Below are 26,342 nucleotides of genomic sequence, written 5' to 3'. Positions count from 1 at the left end.
AATGAAGTTAAAGGAAAGTTGTGATATTTTGAAGGAACATGAAATCGTACGTGTGATTGATGACCATCTCTTTTTTATTAATGTTAATGCGTCGTCAAAGCTTGAAGAGGGGCAGTATGTTGAAGTGCTTAATCCTTTTAAATCTTATAAAACGTTAGCACGTATTGATGAAGTATACGAAAAATATGCGATTTGTCAAAAGCTTGGGAAGTTTAAGATTTTTTATGGTGATGAAGTGAGAATTCGTCCGAACTATCAATCTAATGTGTAAATATAGAAGTTACGAAAGTGGCGAGACATCAAATTTTTGCTAGCCCGAGATGATACACATCTTAAATTATTGTGTCTATTCATCCGGAGTTATTATGAATTTGAGTGTGCAAAGACTGGGGAATCTCTCTCGGTCTTTTTTATTTGTTTTGAATATGTTCGGTTTTGAGATTAAGGAGATACCGATAGATTGATATAAACGCAAAAAAGGCCAGGATATTTAATTTTCCTAGCCTCTATCTACTTATGGATTTGTAATTCATTAATTCGAAATCGAGAGTGAATTGGATACAAAAATGGATGCTATTGATTTTTGATTTTCACTTCTCTAACGCGACATATTAAAACAACACAATGACAGATTTATCAATGACTTGAGCGCCTGCCACTTTGACGACAGGGCCATGCATCGTCTTCAATACATTTAATGCCACTAACTTTTCCGCTTCTTCTTGAACTACTTCTTTTGTGATTGTCCCTTTAATGTTAGGCAAATTTAATTTGAAAGTTTTTTGTAATGCGTCTAAAAAAGTGATTTCTAAAGTTTTAACGTTCATCGTAATTGCTCCTTTTTATTGAATATTTTCTGATGTCATTAATTCGATAGCGTCATACTGCTCGCCAGTCAACTTCTCAATCATTTGACTGAAAGCTTTTAAGTCCTCGTGTGAAGCGTCTGTTTTTAACTGTGTAAAGCGACGTGATGCTTTCTTAGGTTTTCCCTCTGCTGAAGTTGTTGTTTGCGTCAGAATAAGTGTTAAGTGATTGATGTTCATGTTTCTGACCTCCTTTCACTATATATATCGAAATCCAACGCAAAAAATCACACCCCTCATGAGAAAAAATTTTGTGAAAGTTGTTTAATGTTACTCAAATATAGTTTATAATTAAATAAGAAACATAAAGGAGGGGGAACGAGTGAATTGCGTGGATCCAATTCGTGAAATGAGAGATATTCATAGGATGTATGATTTTTTACAATCCCATTCGATACGTGATTATTTGTTTTTTAAGTTTGCGATTCATACGGGTGTTAAGTTAGTCGGATTATTAAATTTAAAGGTCAGTCAAGTGATGCATGATGATGGCACTATCATTGAGAAATGGGATGTGTCTCAAAGTCAGGAAGTTAGTGTGCGTATCCCGAACAGTTTAAGGGAAGAGTTAAAGGCGTATATCGATGCTGAGGCGTTAATTAAGACGGACTTATTATTTCGCTCTAAACGGACGCAAAAAGGACTGAGTCGACAACAAGCCTATCGCATTATTAATACAGCGGCACAGCAATTAGGCCTCGAACATATCGGCTTGACCACTTTGAGAAAAACTTTTGCCTATCACGCGTATGAATCGGGCATTTCTATTTCAATGATTCAAAAGTATCTCGGGCATCAAACGTCACATGAAACGATGAAATTTATCGGTGTGCCTAAAAAAGAAATGGATACGACAATTGCTTTAAACCTATAAATATAGAGAAAAGGAGGCGTGATGATGCTTAGTGGTTTGTTACTTATTTTGATTGTTGTGATGGGTGCACTTGTCATCTCAATGCAATGGCAGACAACACGTTTACCGCATTGGATTGCAATGCTTGCACCTATCATTTCATCAATTGTGTTTATTTTTTATACTCCTCAAGTTTTAAATCATCAGCAAATCGTTGAAACAATTCAATGGTTCCCTGCACTAGATATTAACCTCATCTTGCGCTTAGACGGACTCGGTCTATTTTTTGCGCTACTGATTTCACTTATGGGTGTGGCAGTATTTTTCTATGCGACACGCTATTTATCTCACCAACATGATGATTTGCCTCGTTTTTACTTGTATCTTGTCTTATTTATGTTCAGTATGTTGGGCATTGTCCTCTCCGATAATACCATCATTCTTTATATGTTTTGGGAATTGACGAGTGTGTCATCATTTTTATTAATTAGTTATTGGTATGATTCTTCAGAAAGTCAAAAAGGGGCAGTGACGTCCTTTATGGTGACGGTCTTTGGCGGTTTGGCCATGCTCGTCGGATTGATCATGTTGTATTTCGTGACGGGAACGAATGTGATCAGTGAACAGCTGAATCAACGTCATGACATTGTAGGGCATCCATTATTTATCCCTATCATGTTGATGTTGTTGCTAGGCGCGTTTACGAAATCTGCACAGTGGCCGTTTCATTTTTGGTTACCGAAAGCGATGGCAGCTCCAACGCCAGTGAGTGCTTATTTGCATTCGGCGACGATGGTCAAAGCAGGTATCTACTTGTTACTTCGCTATACGATGTTGCTCGGATTGAGTGATGCGTACATTTATTTGGTGACAGGCGTGGGCTTGCTGACGATGATATTCGGTTCTATGACAGCACTTAAACAATATGATTTGAAAGGGATTCTCGCTTATTCCACTATCAGTCAGCTTGGGATGATTATGTCGATGGTCGGTCTCGGCGGTGGTATTGCACAAGCGACAGACACGCACATGATTAAAATATATGCGTATGTGCTGTTTGCGGCGATTTTCCATTTGTTCAATCATGCATTGTTTAAAGGGACATTATTCATGGGTGTAGGCTTAATCGACCATGAAACCGGTACACGTGATATACGAAAGCTCGGTGGTTTGAGACGCCGCTTACCTGTGACGATGGTCGTTATGTTTGCGGCATCATTAGCGATGGCAGGAGTCCCATTGTTTAACGGCTTTATCAGCAAAGAGATGTTTTTCGAAAGTTTAATAGAAGCACATCATTTAAGTGCGTTTAATGTGCCACTCATGATTGTGATTGCATTGGTCGGATGGTTGGCAAGTATTTTTACATTCATTTACGCCTTATATTTAATTAAAACGACCTTTTTCGGAGAGCTCCGTATAGAACGTCATGTCCATGAACCGCGTCTGATGATTCTACCTGCGACGGTGTTGGCTCTATGTTTACCGCTCATCTTTATCGTGCCACAATGGATAGGGACACATGTGATTACACCAGCATTTAGAGGTGTCGTGCATACAGAGGCCATTGTCCAAACGGCACCACACCTTGCACAATGGCATGGCTTTAATTTGCCATTATTGATGAGTGTGACAGTGATTGTGCTCGGTATTGTAGGTGTGTTTTCTGTTGATCGTTTACGCAAGCGCTTTTTATCTGCTCAAGAGAATGCATTATCAGTTGAAAATATTTTCCATACGTCATACGAGTCACTGGAGCGTGTGTCAGGTTATGGGTTACGTCATTTAATGAACAACCGACTCAATTCCTACATTATTGTAACGCTACTTATTTATTTCACCATTAATATATACGGCTTAATACGTGCGGGTGTACCGGAACTTTATGATATCAAAGTGACAGATTACCACATTTTTCATATTCTGTTACTTGTGACCATTATGTTGATTGGTTTTGCGCTTATATTTATTCGCCAACGTTTAACCATGGTCATTTTAACAGGTGGTATCGGTTATATTGTGACATTGTTTTTTATTTTAATGCGCGCACCGGATTTAGCATTAACGCAATTAGTGACTGAAACGATCACAACGGTACTGTTTATTGTGAGTTTTTCAAGATTGCCGAATGTCCCACGTGGCCAGTTTAACTTTAAAAAAGAAGCGGTGAAAATCGCAATTTCATTGATGACTGCCATCACGGTTGTCGGCTTAGTTTTTATGATTCAACAAGCGAGTGCATTAGAAACGATTTCTGTGTTTTACCATGATGCGTATGAAAAGTCTGGTGGTAAAAATATTGTAAATGCGATTCTAGGAGACTTTAGAGCGCTCGATACGTTGGCAGAAGGTTTAGTACTGATTATTGCAGGCTTAGGTATTTATACATTACTCAACTTTAAAGATAGGAGAGGTCAAGATGAAAGAGAATGATTTAGTCCTTAAAACAGTCACACGTATTGTCATATTCATCATTTTGACATTCGGTTTTTACCTCTTCTTGGCAGGTCATAACAATCCGGGAGGCGGCTTTATTGCGGGATTAATTTTAAGTTCTGCATTTATCTTAATGTTTTTAGCTTTTGATGTCGCTCAAGTGTTAGACGCGCTGCCCATCGACTTTAGAAAGTTAATGATTATCGGTGCTTTAGTATCTTTAACGACTGCGATTGTTCCCGTGTTTTTCGGTAAAAATATTTTGTATCAGGCCGATTGGTACGTCAAATTCCCGTATTTTGGTGAAGTGCATCTTTCTACCATTATGTTTTTTGAAGCGGGCATCACATTAAGTGTTGTTGGCGTCGTTGTTACAACCATTCTATCGTTGAGTGGAGGGAAATCATGAATATTATATTACTCATCGTTATCGGATTTTTAGTTTTTATCGGCACATATATGGTGTTATCGAAAAACTTGATACGTATCGTGATTGGTATTGCGATTTTTACACATGCAGGTAATTTAATCATTATGAGTATGGGTGAGTATACGCCTCAAAAAACCGAACCGTTAATTGTGGGGAGTAACCAAAACTTTGTCGACCCATTGTTACAAGCGATTGTGTTAACTGCGATCGTCATTGGTTTTGCGATTACGGCCTTTTTACTCGTATTAGTTTATCGTACGTTTAAAGTAACGAAAGAAGATGAAATTGATGTTCTAACTGGAGGTGAAGAAGATGAATGATAATTTACTAGCCGTTCCAATTCTTGTGCCTCTCATCTGTGCTTTAATTCTAGTGATTTTGCATCGACAAGTACGTTTGTCTCGACGTATCGCATTAGGTGCGCTTTTGATTTCGTTTATCGTCTCTTTAATCATGTTAATCGAAGTCATGAAAAACGGCCCGATGACATTAGACTTTGGTGATTGGCCAGCCCCGTTTGGTATTCAATATGTGGGAGATCCATTAAGCCTCATATTAGTGACGACAACCTTTTTAGTCGTTTTCATGATTGTGGCATTCGGCTTTGGACGTGGTGAAAAACGTGCTAGTCGCTACTATTTACTGTCCTTTATTTTATTTTTAACAACAGGGGTCGTCGGTTCGTTTTTAACGGCAGACTTATTCAATTTATATGTCATGTTTGAAATTATGTTATTAGCGTCATTTGTACTCGTCACACTCGGTCAATCTGTAGAACAACTTCGTGCGAGTATCATTTATGTCGTTTTGAATGTGATAGGGTCTTGGTTTTTCCTCGTTGGCATTGGCTTGTTGTATCGCCAAATCGGGACATTGAACTTCACACATATAGCGATTAGAATTCAAGAATTACATGATCCAACCGCAATTCATTTAGTTGCGATGTCATTCATTGTCGCATTTGGTTCGAAAGCTGCATTAGTGCTCTTTATGTGGTTGCCTAAAGCGTATGCCGTGTTGAATACAGAACTTGCCGCATTGTTTGCTTCATTAATGACAAAAGTAGGCGCCTATGCACTCATTCGATTCTTTACCCTTATTTTTAATCAGAGCGGTGACATTGTCGAACCCTTACTCATTGTCATGTCTTGTTTGACGATGCTCATTGGGGCAATTGGGACGGTTGCGTATAAAGATATTAAAAAAATTGCAGCGTATCAGGTCGTCTTGTCGATTGGTTTCGTCATATTTGGACTTGGAACGCATACATTTTATGGCGTCAATGGTGCGATATTTTATTTAGTGAATGACATGATTGTTAAAGCGTTATTGTTTTTCATTATTGGTATCATCGTTTATACGACAGGTTATCGTCAATATCGTCATTTAAAAGGGCTCGCCAAAAAAGAACCATGGCTCGGTGTGGCGTTGATTATAGTGACACTAGCTATTGGAGGTGTGCCGCCGTTAAGTGGTTTTCCTGGGAAATTATTGATTTTCATGGGTGCGATTCAACATCAACATTATATCGGCCTAACATTGATGATTTTAACGAGTTTAATCGGGATGTTTAGTTTGTTCCGCGTCTTCTTTTATATGTATGCGGGCAATGACGTGAAAGGTGCAGAAATGGATTATAAACCAATTAGAGTGAATCGTAAGACCATTGTCATGTTTATGACAGGTGTCACTTTAGCAATGGGTCTTTTTGCGCCCATCATTTATAAAGTGACTGAACAAGCGACAAATTTATCAATGGATCCGCATCAATATGAAAAAATGGTGAATCCAGAACTGCGAGGTGGCAGTTAGATGAGACAAATTGGTTTAAATGTTATGATTGCATTTTTGTGGGTACTTTTCCAAGATGAAGATGCATTTCGACTCACGACATTTGTGACAGGTTACATTATCGGTATTGTAGTCATCTATATCGTGCATAAATTTTTCGATCAAGAATTTTATCCGAAAAAAGTATGGGTGTCTATTAAGTTTCTGGCTGTTTATTTATATCAATTATTGACGGCAACGATTTCAATTACGAATTATGTTCTTTTCAAAACGAATCAAATGGATCCAGGATTGGTCACATATGAAACACAATTAGATAAAGATTGGGAAATTACGTTTTTAACGATTCTCATCATTATTACGCCGGGATCAACAGTCATTCGTGTGAATCGTGAACCGAGCATTTTCTTAATTCATGCGATTGATACGACTGAAAAAGAGAAAAAGAGCTTACTCAAAAGTATTAAACAATATGAGGAGTTAATCGTGGAGGTGACGAAATGATTGAGGCATTAACGCAATTCCTTTTGTCAAGCGCATTAGTTATTTTTGCAATTTCGTTAGTCGTCGTATTATTTCGTCTTGTCAAAGGTCCGACTACTGCAGATCGTGTGGTCGCTTTTGATGCGATGAGTGCGATTTTAATGTCGACAGTAGGGGTACTCAGTTTATTATTTGAAACATTTTCATTTTTAGATTCCGTATTGCTCATAGCGATTATTTCATTTTTAAGCTCGGTCACAATTTCCCGTTTTATCGAAGGAGGCAATGTTTTTCATGGCGATGACAAATGATATCATTGAGCTTTTAGCAGCCTTTCTTGTATTCGCGGGAAGCCTTATCGCATTAGTCAGTGCTGTTGGTTTAGTCCGATTTAGAGACGTGTTTTTACGAATTCATGCCGCGACCAAAGCTTCGACAGCATCAGTACTATTAACACTCGTTGGCGTATTCATTTACTTTATTTTTGCACAAGGTTATTACAGTGTACGGACATTGTTAGCATTAGTATTTATCAACATTACTGCACCAGTGGGTGGTCACTTGATCTCAAGAGCCGCTTATCGTACAGGTGCTTATATGTATCAAAAAAATGCCTCTCAAGAGAATACAGATTTAAACAAAGAACACTTGGACGAAGAAGCCAAACGTCAAATCCGTATCGAAAAACGTGCTAAACGCCGTAAACGCATCTATTCAAGGTTGGATAAAGATGATACTTAGTTAAAAGATACAAAAGTACTCCTCTCTATGAATGAGAAGCATAAAACTTCAACATCATAGAGAGGGGATTTTTATCATTCTATTTTGATTGTATGGGTAACGCATTTGAAATTGCTAGAATCAGTCTTTGTCGTCAGTATAGATGACAAATCTAGACGAACCTCCCTAGGCAGAGTTAACAAAAAAAACACCTCATCCTCAAAAGAGTAATGGAGTGGATAAGGATAAATTGTTTTCAAACAGGAGCTAACCTAGTTCGACAAGTCACACTTTCAAAAGATTGTAGAACGATTTTCGTTGATGCGAATATCTTGACGCATAAGATTGCAGAACGAGGCGAGTCTCCTAGCATATTTAGAATAAAACGCAAACTCCCCCTCTATAGAGAAGGGGGAGTTCGCATGAAAGTACTGTTAGATTTCTGCCGTTTTCATAAGCTATTATATTTTAGAATGACTATGGTTCAAATTGCAAAAACCGTACAAGACTCCCGAGGGATAGAGCCGAAGCGGAAAATCCACCAACGCCTCCTCTCTGTAACTTTCAATCAAAGCGTTGGTTAGTTGTAGCGAGGCCCTGGGAAAGCGCAGCACGGTTCAGCAATACGGCTAAAGTTAACTGTAGAATTCTAAAATATTACTGCATGCTTTCATGAATCGTCTTAATATTCGATTCCATCATCTTATAATACGAATCCCCATCGCTACCTTTCTTACCGATTGAATCCGTATAAACTGTACCGTAAATCTTAGCACCTGTTTCTTCACCAAGACTCTTCATACTCTTATCACTCACACTTGTTTCAAGCAATAAGTTTTTAATATGATTCTCTTTAACAAAATCAACAGCTTGTTTCATTTGTTCAGGTGTACCTTGGTTTTCTGTGTTAATTTCCCAAATGTATCCTGGTTTCACATCAAATTGTTGGGCGAAATATTTAAACGCACCTTCACTTGTAATCATGACACGTTTTTCTTTCGGAATGTCATTGAACTTATCTTTACTTTCTTTATTCAATTTTTCAAGTTTTGATAAATATTCAGTGCCTTGTTTGTCATAATCTTTTGCGTGTGTTTTATCTGCATTTTCAAGTGCTGATTTGATGGTTTTAACATATTCAATGCCATTACCTAAGCTGAGCCAAGCGTGTGGGTCGATATTATGCTCTGATTTTTCACCTTGTTTTAAGTAAATCGGTTTTACATTTTTAGAAGCTTGAATGACTGAATCATCTTTAATCGATTTGTTTGCTTGTTTCAATGCTTTTTCAAACCAACCGTTACCACTTTCAAGGTTGAAACCATTGTAAATAATGACATCAGCGTCAGTTAACGCTTGAACGTCTTTCGGTTTAATTTCGTATTCGTGAGGATCTTGACCAACAGGGACGATTGAATGAATTTCGGCCTTATCGCCTGTAATATTTTTAGTCATATCGTAAAGAATAGAGTTCGTAGTGACAATTTTTAATTTATGCTCGGATTCGTCTCCTTTATTGATACCACATGCAGCGAGTAACACAAAGAGAATCGCTATGGCGAAAATTCTTTTCATCATGATGTTTGAAATGCTCCTTTTTGTAATAGATTTATGAGTTTAATGATGCCAAAAGTAAGGCCATATAACACGGCTGAAATGAGTACGATAACGGCACCACTTGGTAAATTCAATTTAAAACTCATATAAATGCCTAACGTTGAACTGATAACACTAAATATGCTAGAAACAATCATCATCGTAGACAATTTTTTAGTAAATAAAAACGCTGTTGAAGCGGGTGTGATGAGTAAAGCTACCACTAAAATGACACCGACCGTTTGAACACTTGCGACAATAACAAGCGCAAGTAATAACATGACAAAATAATGAATCATTGTCGTATTTAAGCCACTCATACGACTAAAAATTGGATCAAATGTCGACATTTTAAGTGGTCGGTATAGTATTAAAATCAATGCGAGAACGACTATGCTGACGGCTAATGTAGTATGAAACGCAGATTGGGTAATCGCAAGGATGTTACCAAAAAGAATGTGATATAAATCAGTGGCTGAATGAATCACACTAATGAGTACAATCCCTAGTGCTAAAAAGGTAGTGAAAGTAATCCCAATAGCAGCATCTTTTTTTGTTTTTGAAGCTTCTGAAATATAGCCAATCATAATGCTGCTTAACATCCCCGTAACCATTGCGCCAATAAACATCGGAATATTCATTAAAAACGAGAGTGCCACACCCGGTAAGACTGCGTGACTCATCGCATCTCCCATCAGTGACAAACCTCTTAAAATAATGAGGCAACCGACGACACCACAAACGACACCAACTAAGATGGCTGTTAACATCGCACGTGATAAAAACTGATACTCAAAGAGGTGTTGAACGAACGACATGTTGTGCCGACTCCTTTCTGTGTAAAGGCGTATCTTTTTTGGCTTGATGGTAACGACTTAAAAATACAGATTCGATGTTTTTAGGTTGCAATGCTTCAGCGCTGTCTCCCAAAAATGCGATAGATTGATTCAAGAGAAGAATACGATCAAAATATTGTCCTGCTGTTGAAAGGTCATGGTGTACAATTAAAATCAATTTCCCTTGTTGCTTTAAATATTGCAATTTCTCAAAAATAATCCGCTCACTTTTGAAATCGATACCGACAAACGGTTCATCTAGAAGGTAGACGAGACTATCAGACATCAGTGCGCGTGCAATAAAGACACGTTGTAATTGTCCGCCACTCAATGCATGAAGTTGTCGTTTCCTTAATTCATAAAGTTCGAGTTCTTTTAAAAGTGTATCTCTTTTTTCTCGAATGGCTTTAGGAACACGCCGAAACCAGCCAATTTCTTGATAACAACCTGTCAAAACTAAATCTTGTACATTAATTGGAAAGTCCAAATCCAGTACAGATTTTTGTGGAATATACGTCATATTTGTCAATTGTTGTTGTGCTGGCTGTTGATTCAGCGTAACTTTTCCTTTTGCAGGTAATTCTCCAATAATTGATTTGATGAGGGATGATTTTCCGCTACCGTTTGGTCCCATAATACCTATCATTTCACCATTAAAAGGTAGATCTAAAGATATGTTTTTTAGGACGTGTTTTTGGCCAAGATGCAAATTTAAGTTTTCTATAGACAGCATAATTAACACCACCTTCACTTGAAATTAGGATACCCTAATAAAATTATACTATAAATTGAAAATTGTCAACATGAATTCGTTTCGTGGTACAATAAAGTGAATATTTGAGAGAGGTGAACATATGTTAACTGAGGAAAAAGAAGACTATCTTAAAGCGATTTTGAGTCATGATGGTATTGATAAGTATGTTTCGAACAAAACATTGTCTCGCTTTTTAAATATCAAGCCACCGTCTGTGAGTGAAATGGTAGGTCGCTTGGAAAAGGAAGGCTATGTGATGACTAAGCCGTATAAAGGTGTTAAATTGTCCGAGCTTGGATTGTCATATACGTTAGATGTGATTAAACGCCATCGCCTCATTGAACTGTTTCTCATTGAAGTGTTGAATTATACTTGGGAAGAAGTACACGTAGAAGCAGAAGTGTTAGAACATCGAGTGTCGAAACTCTTTGTTGAACGATTAGATGAGCTTCTAAAATATCCAAAAACGTGTCCTCATGGTGGTGTGATACCGCGTGATAATCATTTTGAAGAAATATACAAAATACCGCTCCTCTCTTTTGAAGAAGGCGATGTCGTGACGATTCGTCGTGTGAGAGATCGTTCGGAATTGTTAGTGTTTTTATCGAGTAAGGCGCTGTCGATTGGTGATACGGTGAAAGTGATAGCGAAAGACGATATTAATCGTTTGATGGAGCTTGAGAATAAGGGCGAGAAGATTGTGTTGAGTTATCAGAATGCGGAAGTGATTTTTGGTGAAAAGGCTTAGTTTTATCAATTTTTCGGTTATATGATGGAGATAGTGAATCTTTGTATATTGCTAAACCAACCGACGCTTTTCCTAGGGCTGATCCCTCAGGAGTCGCGGTTGGTTTTTGCAATCTGAGGTGTGGTGAATCTAATCGTTGAAAACTTGTAAAGTAGAAATTACTGTATTTGTTTGCATTTTCAACTCAATCACGCTTCATTTTCTTTTGTGGAAGAGTGGAAGTTGAGTGATTACGACAATTAGAATTGTGCCGTACATTCTAGGAGTCTTGGCTCAACTCAGTTCGGTTGAGTTAAGCAATATCGAAGTCAAAAAATAATAACTCACATAAAAAAACGGTTGTAGGAGAGAAGGGGAATTTCTCATCTGCAACCGTTTTTGTGATATCGTGACGTCTATAGTTTTTTGACAGTGAGTAATAAATAGATAAAGAATGGCGCGCCAAATGCTGCGATGAATACACCGGCTGGGACTTCTTTCGGTAAAAAGAGTGTGCGACTGATTAAGTCAGCCACCATAAGCGAAATGGCACCGATACAAGCGGTCATGATGAATTGTTTGATTGTACTTGTTCGAATCAGTGTTTTAGCGATATGGGGTGCAATCAACCCGATAAAGCCAATGTTCCCTACAAAACTAATAGCGATGGATACGAGTAGTGTCGCGACGATAATTTGTAACAGTCGTGTTTGTTGTATATGTAGACCGAGTCCTGTTGCGACAGATTCATTTAAAGCAGCAATTTTCATGCGTGGTATGATGACCCATAACAGAGGTGTCATCAAGAGCAGTGCGCCACATAAGATGAGACTGTCTTGAAAAGAAGCGCCGTATAAACTCCCAACGAGCCACGTATAAGCTTTAGAGGCCGAGAGTTGTTTGGTTGTGAGTAATAGGCCTTGTGTGATGCCCATGAGTACTGTTTGTAATGCGATGCCAATAATGATAAGTGTCGAGGGACGAATTTGATAGTTCATTTGAAATGACATCAAGATGAACATCGCGACCGTTCCTCCCGTGATGGCGAAAAGGGGAAGAAGGTGAATGGTTAAGTGGCTAAACCATGTGATAAATAGTACAGCACTTAAACTCGCCCCCCCTGTGACCCCAATAATATCAGGGGAAGCGATAGGATTTTTTAGGACATTTTGTAATAATAGTCCACTCAGACCGAGCGCTGTCCCTGCAAGAATCGCAAGTGTAATGCGGGGAAGGCGTAAAACTTCTAACGTAAATTGATAAGCACTCGCGCTTGGATTGATAAAATATGCGATGACATCTGAAAAACGAATGACGTCTGATCCAACCATCATGCTTAACAAGCCTACGATGACAAGACTGATGAGGCCGATGCATAGATAGATGTTGTCTTTACTATAGCGCTCATTTTTCATACACGGTAAATCCCCTTCTTCATAAGATATATCAATACTAAAGCGCCCAAAATGCCTGTAATAATGCCCACGGGTAGCTCTAGCGGTCGAATGATGACTCGCGCAACAATATCTGCACTGATCATTAAGCAAGACCCGAGTAATGCTGTGTATGGAATCAATAACTGATAGCGAGGGGGCAGTATGAGTTTGGCAATATTTGGAATGATGAGGCCGACAAATATAATCGAACCGGCAAGTGCAACGGAACTCCCTGCAAGCACACTAATCATCAATACGATCACCCATTTGATGCGCTTTACATTTTGACCTAATCCTGTCGCAATCTCATCGCTTGTCATTAAAATATTGAGATGTGGTGCCATGAAAAATCCGGCAATGAGAAACAAAAGTATGATCACTATCATCCACGGTATATCCCAAATATTTCGCAACGATACAGAACCACTCAACCAAAATAATAAGCCTTGGAGATTCGTTTCGTTCATAATTAAAATGCCTTGGGTAAAGGCAGTGAACAGCATTGAAATTGATGCGCCGGCAAGGATGACGCGTTGTGGTGTAAAACGCGCTTGTTTAAACATGCCTAATCCGACGACAAGTATCGTGACGAGAATAGCGCCTACAAAAGCCATCACGACGAGTGCTTCAAATGAGTGAACACGAATCAATGTGACGCCCGTGACGATAAAAAAGACAGCGCCTGCATTGACACCGAACAGTCCAGGTGAAGCGACCGCATTTCGTGTGAGCACTTGCATGAATAGACCTGCAACTGCAAGGGCAGCACCTGTAAGTAGGGCGATGATTGTTCGAGAAGCACGTGAACCTGTCACAAGGGTATGGACATCGTTTTGGCCGTCAAAGTGGAATAACGCCTGTATCAACTGAGGCAGTGATACAAGCGTGTTTCCAATCATTAGGCTTAAAAACAATACAATGACAAGACATGCACTTGCGATAAATAAGTGATGTATCGGTTTAAGCGACATAATGTAACTCCTTATGTTATTGCTTTTTAATATCGAGTTTTTCGTATAAATCGTCAATCAATTTAAGTGAAGATTGGTAACCGCCTGCTAAGTTCCAAGTGATTTCATCTACACCATCAACGACATGTCCTTTTTTCACAGCGTCTAAGTTTTTCCATTCTGTGCTTGATGTCCATTCTTGTTCAGTTTTTTGTACAAGGTCGGCATCTGCTGCTTTAGGATCTGATTTGAAAATGAAGATTTGGTCAGCATCCATCAACGGAATACTTTCTTTTGAAGTTAATTGAATAATGTCTTTCCCTTTATCCACTTCTTTTTGTTGACCTTCAGGACGTTTAAAGCCTAAATCTTGTAAAATATCTCCAGCGTAACCACCAGCATAAATACGTGTTTGGTCAGCACGGAAGTTTACGACAGAAGCTGAAATAGGCCATGCATCACCATATTTGGCTTTAGCATCTTTTTGGAATGCTTTCACTTTATCATCATATTTTTGAAGTAATGATTGTGCTTCTTTTTCTTTCCCTAAAGCTTTCCCCATCATTTCAGTTGTATCTTTAAATTTATAAACTGTATCTGTCGTAATCGTTGGGGCGATTTTTGACAATTGATCATATACTTTTTCGTTTCTCACTTTAGAAGCAACAATGAGATCAGGTTTTAATTTTGAGATTTCTTCTAAGTTTGGCGCAGGTTCTTGACCGACATTTTTCGTGTCTTTCAAATCATCTCTTAGGTATTCAAATTGGGGTGCTTGTGTCCAAGATTCTACTGCGCCCACTGGTTTAACACCTAAAGAAACTGCGACATCCGTTGCGCCTTGATATAAAGTCACAACACGTTTAGGTTCGCCTTTAATTTCAGTCGTTCCCATTGCGTGTTTAATTGTTGTTGTATCTGCTTTCTTGTCTGACGCTTCTTTGTGACTTGAATTGCCACACGCAGATAAGACGAGTAATAAGACTAAAGGTAAAACGAGTAGCTGTAAAAGTTTATTCATGAGATGAACTTTCCTCCTATGTATCATCGGTATTTTCAAAAATAATGAGAATCATTATCAATTAAAGTATGTCGAATTTCAACTCATAAGTCAATAATAATTTTATCTTTTCAACAAAAATTATAAATGTTTGACTTATAAATTGAATATCAATATAATGCCACCATAACCGATAATGATAATCATTCTCAGTTATAAAAGTTTCATCTCAATTCGATACAAGGAGGTCGTCGTTTTTGATTAAAAATGAAGCAACATATGATTCGTTATTATCTTGTATTGGCCAGACGCCTATCGTACAACTGCAACGATTATTTCCTGAACATCGTGTTTTAGCGAAATTGGAATATATGAACCCGGGTGGCAGTATGAAGGATCGTCCAGCCAAATTTATTATAGAGCGTGGGTTAGCAACTGGAGAAATTAACGCGTCGACGCATTTAATAGAAAGTACATCAGGCAATCTCGGCATTGCATTAGCGATGATTGCAAAGATTAAAGGATTAAAGCTAACATGTGTGGTCGATCCTAAAATTTCACCGACGAACTTGAAAATGATTGAAAGTTACGGTGCCAATATCGAAATGGTGGATGAACCCGATGAACATGGTGGCTATTTGATGACACGTATTCAGCGCGTCAAAACATTGTTAGCGGAAACAGAAAACGCGTATTGGATTAATCAATATGCGAATGATTTAAATTGGCAAGCGCATTACTACGGTGCTGGTACAGAAATTGTCGAAGCGGTAGAGGAACCGATTGACTATTTCGTTGCTCCCGTGAGTACGACAGGTAGCATTATGGGGATGAGTCGCAAAATTAAAGAGCATCATCCGAATGCGCAAATTGTAGCTGTGGATGCGAAAGGGTCGATTATTTTTGGTGATACGCCATGTAATCGTGAACTACCTGGGATTGGTGCCAGTCGCGTGCCAGAGATTTTGAATGCGGCTGAAATTGATGACGTGATACATATTGACGATTATCGATCTGCATTAGGGTGTCATCAATTAGTGGATCAAGAAGGCATTTTTGCAGGGGGTTCGACTGGTGCTATTATTAGTGCCATCCAACAACTTACGCAAAAGGTTGAGCCTGGCGCTACCATTGTGACGATTTTACCGGATAGAGGCGATCGCTATTTAGATTTAGTGTATTCAGAAAAGTGGTTCGAACAATTAAAAAATAAACAAGAAAGTGAGACTTATTAATATGAAACATCCATTATTGTATTTAAATCGTACGGACATTGAACAAGCAGGAGGGGCACAGTCACAAATTTACGTCGATGCATTAACAGAAGCATTAACGGCACATGCAAATCAAGATTTTGTCCAACCGTTGAAACCTTATTTACGTCAAGATGCTGAAAATGGTCATATCGCCGACCGTATTATTGCGATGCCAAGTCATATCGGTGGTGATCATTCAGTATCTGGAATCAAATGGATTGGGAGTAAACACGACAACCCCTCAAAGCGACAAATCGAACGTGCTAGTGCGGTGATTATTTTAAATGATCCAGAAACGAACTACCCGATTGCGGTCATGGAAGCAAGCTTAATCAGTAGTATGCGTACAGCAGCTGTTTCAGCGATTGCGGCACGTCACTTAGCACGGCCAGGTTTTGAAAACCTAACGATTATCGGTTGCGGCTTGATTGGTGACAAACAGCTCCAAACAATGCTTGAACAGTTTGATCATATTCAAAAGGTATATTTATATGATCAATTTGAAGCAGCATCACAAAAAATGATTGAAAAATGGTCAGCGCAACGACCAGATATGACATGGGTTCAAGCGCAATCTGCACGTGAAGCTGTTGAAAATGGGGATGTTGTCATTCCGTGTACAGTAACGGATCAACCGTATATCGAATACGACTGGTTACGTCAAGGCGCTTTCGTCAGCAACATTTCGATTATGGATGTGCATAAAGAAGTGTTCATTAAAGCAGATAAAGTTGTCGTAGATGATTGGTCACAAAGTAATCGCGAAAAGAAAACGATACATCAACTCGTTCAAGACGGTCTATTCAGTCGAGAACAGTTACACGCTGAACTCGGACAACTTGTGACAGGTGAGAAAGTCGGACGTGAACATGACGATGAGATTATTTTATTAAACCCAATGGGCATGGCGATTGAAGACATTGCGAGTGCGTACTTCATTTATCAACGTGCGCAAGCTGAAAATATAGGCACAACATTAAGTCTTTATTAGGAGTGGCATATATGGTAAGTGAACACGAACACAATGTAACGCGTGCACAACAATACATATTAAAAGACCTTGTGGATGCGTTATTATTTGAAGATTTAGGTGGCATTGCATCGACGAGTGAACGATTAACGATACAACAACAGACGTATTTACGTTATGAGAAAAAGGGGATTGTGTTGCTCATTCCAGTTTATTACAGTGGACTGAATGTGTATCGCTCTAATGGAGAGGCAGTGTTCCATATTGAAAGTAAAACGTGTATGCCTTTGACAGTGCATGAATTGTGGGAATTATTTGTCACAATGAATGCAGATTTAGCGGCTGAGTGGGCACATGCGCGCTTTGCAGAGGGACTGGAGGCAGCTGTGACCGAGTTAACGGCACAATATGACGGATTTAAAGCGAGTGAACATCCATTCATCTTGTCAGAACAGTTTGCCAGTTTGAAAGACAGGCCTTTTCATCCGGTCGCAAAAGAAAAAAGAGGATTGACAGCAGAAGATTATGCTGTGTATCAAGCGGAATATCATCAACCATTAGCCGTACAAACTGTGGCAATCCGAAAGTCACATGTCATACAAGGTAAAGGTGCGACAGATGAGCAGTACGCACAGTTTTGGGGTGACACATTGCTTCGGTGTCAACAAGCACTCATTGAGAAAGGGTATGACACTGAGGACTATGTCATTTTTCCGGTACACCCTTGGCAATACGAACATGTCTTGCCGGTTCAATTTAGCGCAGAGATCAAACAAGGTATCGTCGTCTTGCTTGATGTGACGATGGGACAATACCTCTCGTCTTCATCTATGCGCACATTGATACCATTAGCCGCGCCGTTCACGCATTTAAAAGTACCGTTTTCAATGCAATCACTTGGTGCGTTAAGACTGACGCCGACACGTTACATGAAAAATGGTGAAGCAGGAGAAACGTTATTGCGTGATATTATCGCTCAAGATACGTCATTGAACGGTCGTGTGAAGTTGTGTGATGAAACGGTGTGGTGGTCGTACATGAATGAAGCACAAGATATTTTTCAAGATCAATCGGGACACCTCACTATGCAGTTACGTCACTATCCTGAGTCAATAAAAGATGCACAGATGGTCACTTCGATGGCGGCACTTGCTGCACATGAGTCGACACTCTATGAACGCATTTTAGAGACGGACCATCCAACGACTGAACAAATCAATGCATTGTTTGAACAAGTGAGCGATGCATTTTTAAAGATGACACTCGCATTGATGAAATATGGTGTGTTGCCTGAATTGCACGGTCAAAATGTGTTAGTTGTCTTTCGAGAAGGGCATGTGGCGGAATTTGTATTGCGAGATCATGATACGGTCCGCATTTTCCCAGAGTGGTTAACAGCACAAGGCTTTAAACTGCCGAACTATGCGGTGAGAAAAGATACACCGAACACACTATTAAATGAAGATATCGAAACATTTTTTGCTTATTTTCAAACGTTAGCAGTGAGTGTTAATTTATATGCGATTGTCGATGCTTTAGTTGATGTGTTTAAAGTATCTGAAACGGAATTGATGACACAGTTGAGACAAACGATGCAACGTCACCTCGACACAATAGATTGGTTACCTGGGACATCTGAAGAAGTGGAACGCATTATCTTTACACAAGAAACATGGCCATTCAAACGCATTTTACTGCCATTGTTGCATCAACGTGGTGACGGTGGTGGAAGTATGCCATCGAGTATCGGTCGTGTCCCCAATCCAATGAAAAGGACAGATAATCATAGAACAAACGTGGCGACGTAATTTCAGAACGCTATGGCTCGGTCAGTTTATGGCCATAGCGGGTTTGACCGTGTTAGTTCCATTACTTCCAATCTATATAGCGTCGTTGAAACAGTTAAACATTTTTGAAATTCAGTTGTGGAGTGGGATTGCTATTGCGGCGCCTGCAATCACAACGATGTTAGCTTCTCCGTTATGGGGAAAGCTCGGTGACCGACTGAGCCGAAAATGGATGGTGTTGCGTGCATTGTTTGGCTTAGGGCTATGTCTCTTATTAATGGCTTTTTGTACGACACCGTTTCAATTTGTACTCGTACGCTTGTTGCAAGGTTTATTCGGTGGCGTGGTCGAAGCTTCGAGTGCATTTGCGAGTGGTGAAGCCCCGGAATCTGAGCGTGGCGCGGTACTCGGTAAATTACAAAGTGCTGTGAGTGCCGGCTCTCTCGTAGGTCCACTGATTGGCGGCGTGCTCGCGACAGTGCTCGGTTTTCAAGCACTCTTATTCTTGATCGGTCTTATCACTTTGTTGATGAGTATTCTGGGCGTCTTTTTCTTAATTGAAACGACACATACGCACGCGAATACAGAACGGCCACAAGTAAAAAAAAGTGTACGACAATCGATGAAATGTTTGTTGTGTACGCAACTGACTTGTCGCTTTATAATCGTCGGGGTATTAGCGAACTTTGCGATGTATGGCATGATGACTGCTTTGGCCCCATTAGTGAGTAGCGTCAACCATGTTCACATTGATGATCGTGCGGCAGTCGGAATTTTACAGTCAGCGTTTTGGACAGCTTCGATGATGAGTGCCCCTTTTTGGGGTTACTTCAATGATAAAGCTTATGTCAAAAACGTATATATTATTGCGAGTATTTTATGTGGCATCAGTGTGCTTTGGCAAGGTGTGGTGACAGACCTGTGGATGCTAGGTATCGCACGTGTGTTACAAGGTTTAACTTATAGTGCGCTCATTCAAAGTGTCATGTTTGTCGTTGTAAATGCGAGTCACCACCAACTGAAAGGGACGTTTGTAGGCTCGACGAATAGCTTCTTAGTAGTTGGTCAAATCGTCGGTAGCTTGAGTGGCGCAATAGTAACAAGTTATACCGCACCGGCGACGACATTTATCCTGATGGGCGTTATTTTCGCATTGAGTAGCACACTATTATGGACGTCACACATTAAAAATCAAAAAATCAACCCTATATTGACGGGTTTTTGGGAGGTTAAAGAGCAACGTGCAAAACTTTAAGATGAACAAACGCGCGGAACATGCTGCGTTAGAACGACTGCTCAATATTTATTTTAGAGAAAAAGGTTGTAGCCCTAAAAAAGAAGGGACGTCTCAATGGCACATCAATTTAAAAGATGATTTGACGCTACGTGGAAAGTTGCGCTATGTCTCATCAATGGGGCATCACATGTATGATTCAGCCGTTTACTTAGAGAGTATCGGCCATGTGTCGCAACTGACACCACTTGAGGCAATCAGATATATACTTGAAGCGATTGCGTACGATGAAACTTCTCAGACTGAGACTACGATAGTAGAAGCGGTTTATCAAGATATATGTAACAGTATTTCACGAACAACACGTTATCTTGATCAAGCGAGACGGCATGCACCACCTCATCAGAATCATTATATCGCATCAGAACAATCACTTTATCTGGGCCATCCTTTTCACCCGACGCCGAAAAGTGCTACAGGCTTTACTGATGAAGATATTGAGCAATATGCGCCTGAATGTCATGTTGCGTTCCAACTGCACTACTTAGCGGTGGATCCAGCTCTATTAGTCGAACGTTATGTGCCAAATTATGAAGCGCGTGTTGATGAAACTGTGCGTCAACTTGCACAAATTGAAGAAGATGAATATACCGTAACCTATCGTTTACTGCCAGTGCATCCTTATCAAATTGAAGTGCTCAAACAACAACCGACGATTCAGCAACATCTCGCAAATGGTACGATTCAAGACTTAGGACAACGTGGCCATGTCGTTTATCCGACGTCATCTGTGCGAACAGTATTCGTAAAAGCGTTGAATATTTATTTGAAGTTGCCGATTCAAGTTAAAATTACGAATTTTGTGAGAACAAATGACTTCGAACAAATTGAGAGAACATTGGATGCGGCAGAAATTATAGCAGCGATTAAACCAGAATATGAAACGGCGACATTTAAATTGATGTTTGAACAAGGCTACCGCGCGCTACAACCAGATAATGATGCGGTGATAGATATTTTAGCCAATAGTGCGATGATTGTGCGTGAAGGCATTGAACAGTACGACTCATTAGAAGAAATTCACGTCTTAGCAAGCTTATTTGAAACGATGCCAGATGAGCCGACGTCAAAATTAGGCCAAGCTTGGTTGCGCAGTGGATTATCTCGTGAAGATTGGCTGACAGTGTATTTAAATCAAGTCATTTGGCCAATGTTGGAATTATTTGCACATACAGGGATTAGTCTCGAAGCACACGTCCAAAACACACTCGTTGCGCTAGAAGAAGGGCGTCCGACAGTTTGTTATGTGCGCGATTTAGAAGGGATTTGTGTTTCTGAACGTATCGCCGCAGCACAAGGGATGATTCCGCACCAAATTAGCGCAGACAGTCCGGTCGTGTATACGCATCATGAAGCATGGCACCGTTTTAAATATTATGTCATTGTCAATCATTTGGGCCATCTCGTTTCAACGTTGGGTAAAGCAACAGGTGATGAAGAGATGTTATGGCAAACCGTGAATCGCACATTGGAAACGTGGCAAGAACGTGCAGAAGGTCATGATGTGTTAATGCAATGTTTGGAAGATTTACGTTATAATCCGACATTTGCTGCGAAGGCGAATTTGATGAGTAAATTACAAGAACGCGGTGAAGACCCGATTTATATTAAAATTCCTAACCCGATTAGTCAGGAGGAGGACAGTATTTATGAAACAACTGATTGAACAAGTGAGGCAACGTATCATGCAACAGTTGGTCACGTCACTTATATATGAAGACGTGGTGCATTATGAACAGCTACCGAGCGAAGATGACGAGTGTGATACGTACACTATTGAGGGGGAAGCCGTGACGTATCGCGTGCAACTGCAACAGTCCGATAGTTTTGAACGACTCAGGATCAGCGCTCCAGTTTGGCGTATTGCAGATGGAGAGGAAGCGGTCACTCTTGATTATGCGCAACTGCTACGAGAGGTGCGTTTTACATTTGATAAAGATGAACAAAAATTAGAAGACTTTATCATTGAATTATTACAAACCGAACTTAAAGACACGCAAGCGCAACGTTATCGTGCACAGCAATCACAGATGTCATTAACGGCATTTGATGATTATGAATCGTATGCTATGGAAGGCCATATGTATCACCCAAGTTATAAATCACGGCTCGGCTTTACACTGGACGACAATGTACGCTATGGTCCGGATTTCCGCCCCTCATTTCAACTGCAGTGGATTGCGATTGCACCGGATCATGTGGAAACGACGGTATCCGCGAGTGTCGATACAGTTGCATTGCTTCAACGTCAGCTCGGTACAGAGACGTTAGCAACGTTTGAAGAGACCCTCCAGCAACATGGGCATACCCTTGAAACGATGGTGCTCATACCGGTACACCCGTGGCAGTTTGAACATGTCATTCAAGTCGAATTTGCGGAAGCATGGATGCATGGAGAGATGCTATGGCTCGGGACAAGTGACGAAATGTATGTGCCGCAACAGTCTATTCGAACACTCACACCGACTGATCGTAACAAATATTATTTGAAAACACCGATTAGTATAACGAATACATCAACAAAACGTGTGTTAGCCCCACACACGATTGAAAATGCAGCACAAATTACGGATTGGTTAAAACATATTCAGTCAAAAGATACCTATTTACAACAACATTTACAGACGGTATTTCTAGGTGAAGTGTTGGGCCATGCATATCACAATCCGACCTTATCCGAGGTGAAGCAACAACGTATTTACGGTGCACTCGGTGTCATTTGGCGTGAAAATATTCATCATTATTTAGCATTGCATGAGTCAGCTATTCCATTTAATGCTTTATATTCAGTAGATGCTGATAACCGCCCACTCATTGATGCGTGGATGTCAAAATACGGTGTAGAACAGTGGATGGCACAATTTTTCAGTGTCGCAGTGACGCCATTGATTCATATGCTGTATCATCACGGCATTGCGTTTGAGTCGCATGCACAAAATATGATGTTAATTCATGAAAACGGCTGGCCAACACGTATAGCATTGAAAGATTTCCATGACGGGGTTCGCTTTAAGCCGAGTTTGTTAAGTGAGGTTGCACAAAATCCACGATTACGTGACACACCTGAAGCGCATCGCAAAGTGAACCGAAACTCATTTATCGAAACAGAAGATGTCAATCTCGTCCGTGATTTTTTACATGACGCCTTTTTCTTTATTAATATTGCAGAAATCATTGACTTTGTTGCACGTCAATATAAGTTAAAAGCGTCAGAACAGTGGACAATGGTACGTACGGTCATTGAACAGTATCAACAGCAATTCCCAAACCTTGAAAATTATCGCCACTTCGATTTATTTGTACCGACCATTCAAGTGGAAAAACTGACGACACGCCGTTTACGCGAAGATGTAGCATTACGTCTTCACGAAGTACGCAATCCGTTGAGGAGGTCTGAAGTATGAAATCTTTGTCACTGAAACGTAACTTAGCAGAAGGAAAGGTACAATACGGATTGATGAATTCGATTCCGGATCCACTCGTCATCGAAATCATTGCTGCAAGTGGTTATGATTTTGTCGTTATTGATACGGAACATGTCGCAATTAACGATGAAACATTAGCGCATATGATTCGTGCTGCTGAGACAGCCAATATTATTCCCATTGTTCGCGTTACAGCTGCAATTGAACGCGACATTATTAAAGTGTTGGACATGGGCGCCAAAGGGATTGTGGTCCCACATGTGAATGACCGCGAAACAGCAGAACGCATTGTGAAGCTAAGTCGTTATTATCCAGAAGGCATGCGCAGTTTGAATGGCGGACGCGTTGCACGATTTGGCGAAATTCCTTTAAAAGAAGCGATGGCTGAAGCGAATGCATCGATATGTGTCATCGCAATGATAGAAAATATGCAAGGCGTCCGCGCGATTGATGAAATAGTGCAAGTAGAAGGTTTGGATATGGTCATTGAAGGTGCGGCTGACTTATCCCAATCACTCGGCATCCCTTGGGAAACAAGCCATGATCAACTTCAACGAGCGATTCAGCATGTCTACACAACTACGACAACTGCAGGCAAACAGTTTTGCGCTTTGCCGAGAGATGACCAACAAGTGCAACGATGGCAACAGCAAGGCGTGCAATGTTTCCTCATGGGCGATGACCGCGGGAAACTGTACCGTCATTTAAAACACAATTTAGCACAGGTGAAAGAGGTGACAGCTCATGACGGCGATTCATACATTAGTTAAACAGCTCAAACAACAAGGCCCGCTCTGCCATTTTATTTATGATATGGACGGGCTACGACAACATCTCGAAACTGTGACATCACAGCTCCCTGACAATTGTGAAATGTATTATGCAATGAAGGCGAACAGTGAGTCTGAGATATTAGCCGCGATTCAGCCCCATGTCGCCGGCTTCGAAGTGGCGTCAGAAGGTGAAATTGCAAAAGCATTGGTACATACGACAGCAGAACATGTCATTTTTGGTGGACCGGGAAAAACTGACGAATCTTTACGATACGCGATTCAACAAGGGATTCGACGCATTCATGTTGAAAGTTTATATGAATTAGAGCGATTAAATGCATTGCTTAAACAAGAAAATGCGACCATGTCAATTTTGCTGAGAGTGAATTTAGCCGGACCTTTTCCAGCTGCGACGTTACATATGGCAGGTCAACCGACACAATTTGGTATTGATGAAACAGAAGTCGACACGGTTATTGCAACAGCGCAAAATATGCCACGTATCCAATTAGAAGGCTTTCACTTTCATTCGATTTCTAACAACTTAGATGCCGCCTTGCATTTACAAGTGATGACGTTATATTTCCAAAAGGCAAAAGCATGGGCAGCACAACATGACTTTACATTGCAACACCTGAATGTAGGTGGTGGTATCGGTGTGAATTACGCTGACTTAAATGAACAATTTGACTGGACGTATTTCACGACAGAACTGTCCGCTTTGATTGAAGAAGAAGGTCTACAAAATATAACCATCAACTTTGAATGTGGTCGCTATATGGTGGCACATATCGGCTATTACGTAACCGAAGTATTGGATATTAAGCGTGTGCATGGCGCGTGGTTTGCTATTTTAAAAGGGGGCACACAACATTTCAGGCTGCCTGTCTCATGGCAACATAATCACCCATTTGAAATATTGCCGCTAGGTGAACAGGTAAATCAAATTGCACCAAGAACGATTGAACAACAGGCAGTGACGTTCGTCGGTCAATTGTGTACGCCTAAAGATGTGTTTGCTAAAGCGGTGGAGATACCAGCGCTGTCTACAGGTGATGCGGTTATTTTCATATATGCCGGTGCGTATGGTTGGTCGATTTCACATCACGACTTTTTAAGCCATCCGCATCCACAATGCATTTACTGGTCAAGTGAGAAGGAGGGAGAATCATGAAACAGATTTACGACACATTGCAACTCATTCCTGTCGACAAGATTGACCTCCACGAAGCATTTGAACCGAGTCGATTAGAAAAAACGAAAGAGAGCATTGCTAAAGAACAGCATTTACGTCATCCAGTGCTCGTCGTTAAAACATTATTTGGTCGCTATATGGTCATTGATGGTGTACACCGATTTATGAGTTTGAAAGCACTCGGCTGTGAAGTTATTCCAGTACAAGTGATTCAGCGCACACAGTACTCCATTGGCAGTTGGCATCATAAAATTCCTAATGGTGCATGGTGCGAAGGGTTAACGGATGAGGAACTATTACCGTGGACGACAGAAGTTCGCGATGAAACACCTTTTATTACGATGTGTGATCAACAGACCGAACATTATTTATATGCAGCAGATTTAACAGCAGATAAACTAGATATTTGGAAAAAGGTTGTGAACAGTTACAGTGCGAGCTGCAACGTTGAACGTGTTCCGCATAGCGCCTGTTTGTGTCTCGACAGCAATGATATATTAATGAAGTATCAGCCCCTTCAAATTGGTGAAATTGAAGCTGTTGTGCAAAGAGGTCAAACTGTACCAGCGGGTGTCACACGTTTTAACATTGCAGGGCGTTGTTTGAATTTACAAGTTCCGCTCCATTTATTGAAAAATAGCAATTTAGGTAATCAGGAACAGTGGCATACATTTTTACAGAAGAAAATTGAAAGCATGCGTTGCTATACTGAAAAGATATATTTAATAGAAGCGGAGTAAAGCGCATCATCATTTATATTCATA

27 protein-coding genes are annotated in these 26,342 nt (G+C 40.2%); 19 read left to right on the top strand and 8 right to left on the bottom strand.

Going from position 1 to position 26,342, the window contains the following annotated elements; translation table 11 throughout:
- The first annotated feature begins 1 nt into the window (after position 1).
- Positions 2 to 271, top strand: coding sequence for a hypothetical protein (locus BJK46_RS05335; RefSeq protein WP_015728682.1), 270 nt, complete (start codon positions 2 to 4; stop codon positions 269 to 271).
- Between the two features lie 340 nt (positions 272 to 611).
- Here the strand turns inward: BJK46_RS05335 and BJK46_RS05330 are convergent, their stop codons facing one another.
- On the bottom strand, positions 612 to 827 hold the full coding sequence (locus BJK46_RS05330) for a DUF2922 domain-containing protein (protein WP_100006744.1): 216 nt from the start codon (positions 825 to 827) through the stop codon (positions 612 to 614).
- Positions 828 to 842: 15 nt separating this feature from the next.
- A complete protein-coding gene (gene sroA, locus BJK46_RS05325; RefSeq protein ID WP_014614653.1) occupies positions 843 to 1,046 on the bottom strand; it encodes a sigS mRNA-stabilizing protein SroA in 204 nt (67 codons plus the stop codon).
- Positions 1,047 to 1,188: 142 nt separating this feature from the next.
- On the opposite strand from sroA, the gene BJK46_RS05320 reads away from it, so the two are divergent.
- Genes BJK46_RS05320 through BJK46_RS05285 form a run of 8 tightly spaced genes read left to right on the top strand, consistent with a single transcriptional unit; the run spans position 1,189 to position 7,600 of the window.
- Positions 1,189 to 1,740 carry a tyrosine-type recombinase/integrase gene (locus BJK46_RS05320; protein ID WP_015728683.1) on the top strand — a complete coding sequence of 184 codons (552 nt, stop codon included), beginning with the start codon at positions 1,189 to 1,191 and terminating at the stop codon, positions 1,738 to 1,740.
- 21 nt (positions 1,741 to 1,761) lie between these two features.
- Positions 1,762 to 4,152 (top strand): DUF4040 family protein, encoded by a 2,391-nt coding sequence (locus BJK46_RS05315; protein ID WP_070407485.1) that lies wholly within the window; start codon positions 1,762 to 1,764, stop codon positions 4,150 to 4,152.
- Entirely contained in the window at positions 4,139 to 4,564 is a 426-nt protein-coding gene (locus BJK46_RS05310) for a monovalent cation/H+ antiporter subunit B (RefSeq protein ID WP_014614650.1), read from the top strand. The genes BJK46_RS05315 and BJK46_RS05310 overlap by 14 nt, the downstream gene beginning before the upstream one ends.
- The gene (gene mnhC2 / locus BJK46_RS05305; RefSeq protein ID WP_014614649.1) at positions 4,561 to 4,905 is read left to right on the top strand and encodes a Na+/H+ antiporter Mnh2 subunit C; all 345 of its coding nucleotides are present in this window, start codon (positions 4,561 to 4,563) and stop codon (positions 4,903 to 4,905) included. Before BJK46_RS05310 ends, mnhC2 begins: the two co-directional genes overlap by 4 nt.
- Positions 4,898 to 6,397, top strand: a complete 1,500-nt coding sequence (locus tag BJK46_RS05300; protein ID WP_096533129.1) for a Na+/H+ antiporter subunit D — start codon at positions 4,898 to 4,900, stop codon at positions 6,395 to 6,397. The genes mnhC2 and BJK46_RS05300 overlap by 8 nt, the downstream gene beginning before the upstream one ends.
- On the top strand, positions 6,398 to 6,880 hold the full coding sequence (locus BJK46_RS05295) for a Na+/H+ antiporter subunit E (protein WP_014614647.1): 483 nt from the start codon (positions 6,398 to 6,400) through the stop codon (positions 6,878 to 6,880). It abuts the gene before it with no gap.
- Positions 6,877 to 7,170, top strand: a complete 294-nt coding sequence (locus BJK46_RS05290; protein ID WP_014614646.1) for a monovalent cation/H+ antiporter complex subunit F — start codon at positions 6,877 to 6,879, stop codon at positions 7,168 to 7,170. Before BJK46_RS05295 ends, BJK46_RS05290 begins: the two co-directional genes overlap by 4 nt.
- The gene (locus BJK46_RS05285) at positions 7,154 to 7,600 is read left to right on the top strand and encodes a Na+/H+ antiporter subunit G (RefSeq protein WP_014614645.1); all 447 of its coding nucleotides are present in this window, start codon (positions 7,154 to 7,156) and stop codon (positions 7,598 to 7,600) included. The genes BJK46_RS05290 and BJK46_RS05285 overlap by 17 nt, the downstream gene beginning before the upstream one ends.
- 636 nt (positions 7,601 to 8,236) lie before the next feature.
- On the opposite strand, the gene mntC is transcribed toward BJK46_RS05285, so the two are convergent.
- The 3 genes from mntC to BJK46_RS05270 are packed head-to-tail and all read right to left on the bottom strand — an operon-like array spanning position 8,237 to position 10,744.
- Entirely contained in the window at positions 8,237 to 9,154 is a 918-nt protein-coding gene (gene mntC, locus BJK46_RS05280) for a manganese ABC transporter substrate-binding lipoprotein MntC (protein WP_041613365.1), read from the bottom strand.
- Positions 9,154 to 9,993, bottom strand: coding sequence for a metal ABC transporter permease (locus tag BJK46_RS05275; RefSeq protein WP_015728686.1), 840 nt, complete (start codon positions 9,991 to 9,993; stop codon positions 9,154 to 9,156). Before BJK46_RS05275 ends, mntC begins: the two co-directional genes overlap by 1 nt.
- Positions 9,968 to 10,744, bottom strand: a complete 777-nt coding sequence (locus BJK46_RS05270) for a metal ABC transporter ATP-binding protein (protein WP_014614642.1) — start codon at positions 10,742 to 10,744, stop codon at positions 9,968 to 9,970. The genes BJK46_RS05275 and BJK46_RS05270 overlap by 26 nt, the downstream gene beginning before the upstream one ends.
- A 121-nt stretch (positions 10,745 to 10,865) precedes the next feature.
- Between BJK46_RS05270 and BJK46_RS05265 the strand changes: the two genes are divergently transcribed.
- A complete protein-coding gene (locus BJK46_RS05265; protein WP_014614641.1) occupies positions 10,866 to 11,513 on the top strand; it encodes a metal-dependent transcriptional regulator in 648 nt (215 codons plus the stop codon).
- Between the two features lie 395 nt (positions 11,514 to 11,908).
- Here the strand turns inward: BJK46_RS05265 and BJK46_RS05260 are convergent, their stop codons facing one another.
- The 3 genes from BJK46_RS05260 to BJK46_RS05250 are packed head-to-tail and all read right to left on the bottom strand — an operon-like array spanning position 11,909 to position 14,899.
- Positions 11,909 to 12,907 (bottom strand): FecCD family ABC transporter permease, encoded by a 999-nt coding sequence (locus tag BJK46_RS05260; RefSeq protein ID WP_099991994.1) that lies wholly within the window; start codon positions 12,905 to 12,907, stop codon positions 11,909 to 11,911.
- On the bottom strand, positions 12,904 to 13,899 hold the full coding sequence (locus BJK46_RS05255; protein WP_015728688.1) for a FecCD family ABC transporter permease: 996 nt from the start codon (positions 13,897 to 13,899) through the stop codon (positions 12,904 to 12,906). Before BJK46_RS05255 ends, BJK46_RS05260 begins: the two co-directional genes overlap by 4 nt.
- A gap of 16 nt (positions 13,900 to 13,915) precedes the next feature.
- Positions 13,916 to 14,899 (bottom strand): ABC transporter substrate-binding protein, encoded by a 984-nt coding sequence (locus tag BJK46_RS05250; protein ID WP_015728689.1) that lies wholly within the window; start codon positions 14,897 to 14,899, stop codon positions 13,916 to 13,918.
- A 236-nt stretch (positions 14,900 to 15,135) separates the two neighbouring features.
- On the opposite strand from BJK46_RS05250, the gene sbnA reads away from it, so the two are divergent.
- From sbnA to sbnI, 9 genes are read left to right on the top strand one after another with little or no spacing between them, the layout of a single operon-like run.
- Positions 15,136 to 16,113, top strand: a complete 978-nt coding sequence (gene sbnA / locus BJK46_RS05245) for a 2,3-diaminopropionate biosynthesis protein SbnA (RefSeq protein ID WP_103263612.1) — start codon at positions 15,136 to 15,138, stop codon at positions 16,111 to 16,113.
- A 1-nt stretch (position 16,114) separates the two neighbouring features.
- Positions 16,115 to 17,125, top strand: a complete 1,011-nt coding sequence (gene sbnB / locus BJK46_RS05240) for a 2,3-diaminopropionate biosynthesis protein SbnB (protein WP_014614636.1) — start codon at positions 16,115 to 16,117, stop codon at positions 17,123 to 17,125.
- A gap of 11 nt (positions 17,126 to 17,136) precedes the next feature.
- Positions 17,137 to 18,912, top strand: a complete 1,776-nt coding sequence (gene sbnC, locus BJK46_RS05235) for a staphyloferrin B biosynthesis protein SbnC (protein ID WP_103263613.1) — start codon at positions 17,137 to 17,139, stop codon at positions 18,910 to 18,912.
- Positions 18,887 to 20,146, top strand: coding sequence for an MFS transporter (locus BJK46_RS05230; protein WP_240621167.1), 1,260 nt, complete (start codon positions 18,887 to 18,889; stop codon positions 20,144 to 20,146). Before sbnC ends, BJK46_RS05230 begins: the two co-directional genes overlap by 26 nt.
- Positions 20,133 to 21,851: an IucA/IucC family protein gene (locus BJK46_RS05225; RefSeq protein ID WP_103263615.1), complete on the top strand. Its 1,719-nt coding sequence runs from the start codon at positions 20,133 to 20,135 to the stop codon at positions 21,849 to 21,851. The genes BJK46_RS05230 and BJK46_RS05225 overlap by 14 nt, the downstream gene beginning before the upstream one ends.
- Positions 21,835 to 23,589, top strand: coding sequence for a staphyloferrin B biosynthesis protein SbnF (gene sbnF, locus BJK46_RS05220; protein ID WP_065354547.1), 1,755 nt, complete (start codon positions 21,835 to 21,837; stop codon positions 23,587 to 23,589). Before BJK46_RS05225 ends, sbnF begins: the two co-directional genes overlap by 17 nt.
- Entirely contained in the window at positions 23,586 to 24,380 is a 795-nt protein-coding gene (locus BJK46_RS05215) for an HpcH/HpaI aldolase family protein (RefSeq protein WP_015728694.1), read from the top strand. The genes sbnF and BJK46_RS05215 overlap by 4 nt, the downstream gene beginning before the upstream one ends.
- A complete protein-coding gene (locus tag BJK46_RS05210) occupies positions 24,355 to 25,557 on the top strand; it encodes a type III PLP-dependent enzyme (RefSeq protein ID WP_020220037.1) in 1,203 nt (400 codons plus the stop codon). The genes BJK46_RS05215 and BJK46_RS05210 overlap by 26 nt, the downstream gene beginning before the upstream one ends.
- Entirely contained in the window at positions 25,554 to 26,318 is a 765-nt protein-coding gene (sbnI, locus tag BJK46_RS05205) for a bifunctional transcriptional regulator/O-phospho-L-serine synthase SbnI (protein ID WP_096636572.1), read from the top strand. The genes BJK46_RS05210 and sbnI overlap by 4 nt, the downstream gene beginning before the upstream one ends.
- Positions 26,319 to 26,342: the final 24 nt, after the last annotated feature.

This window comes from Staphylococcus pseudintermedius, from assembly GCF_001792775.2.
GTDB classification, from domain to species: Bacteria; Bacillota; Bacilli; order Staphylococcales; family Staphylococcaceae; genus Staphylococcus; species Staphylococcus pseudintermedius.
Note: the sequence above shows the minus strand (reverse complement) of the source record. Positions and strands in the feature narration are given on the sequence as shown.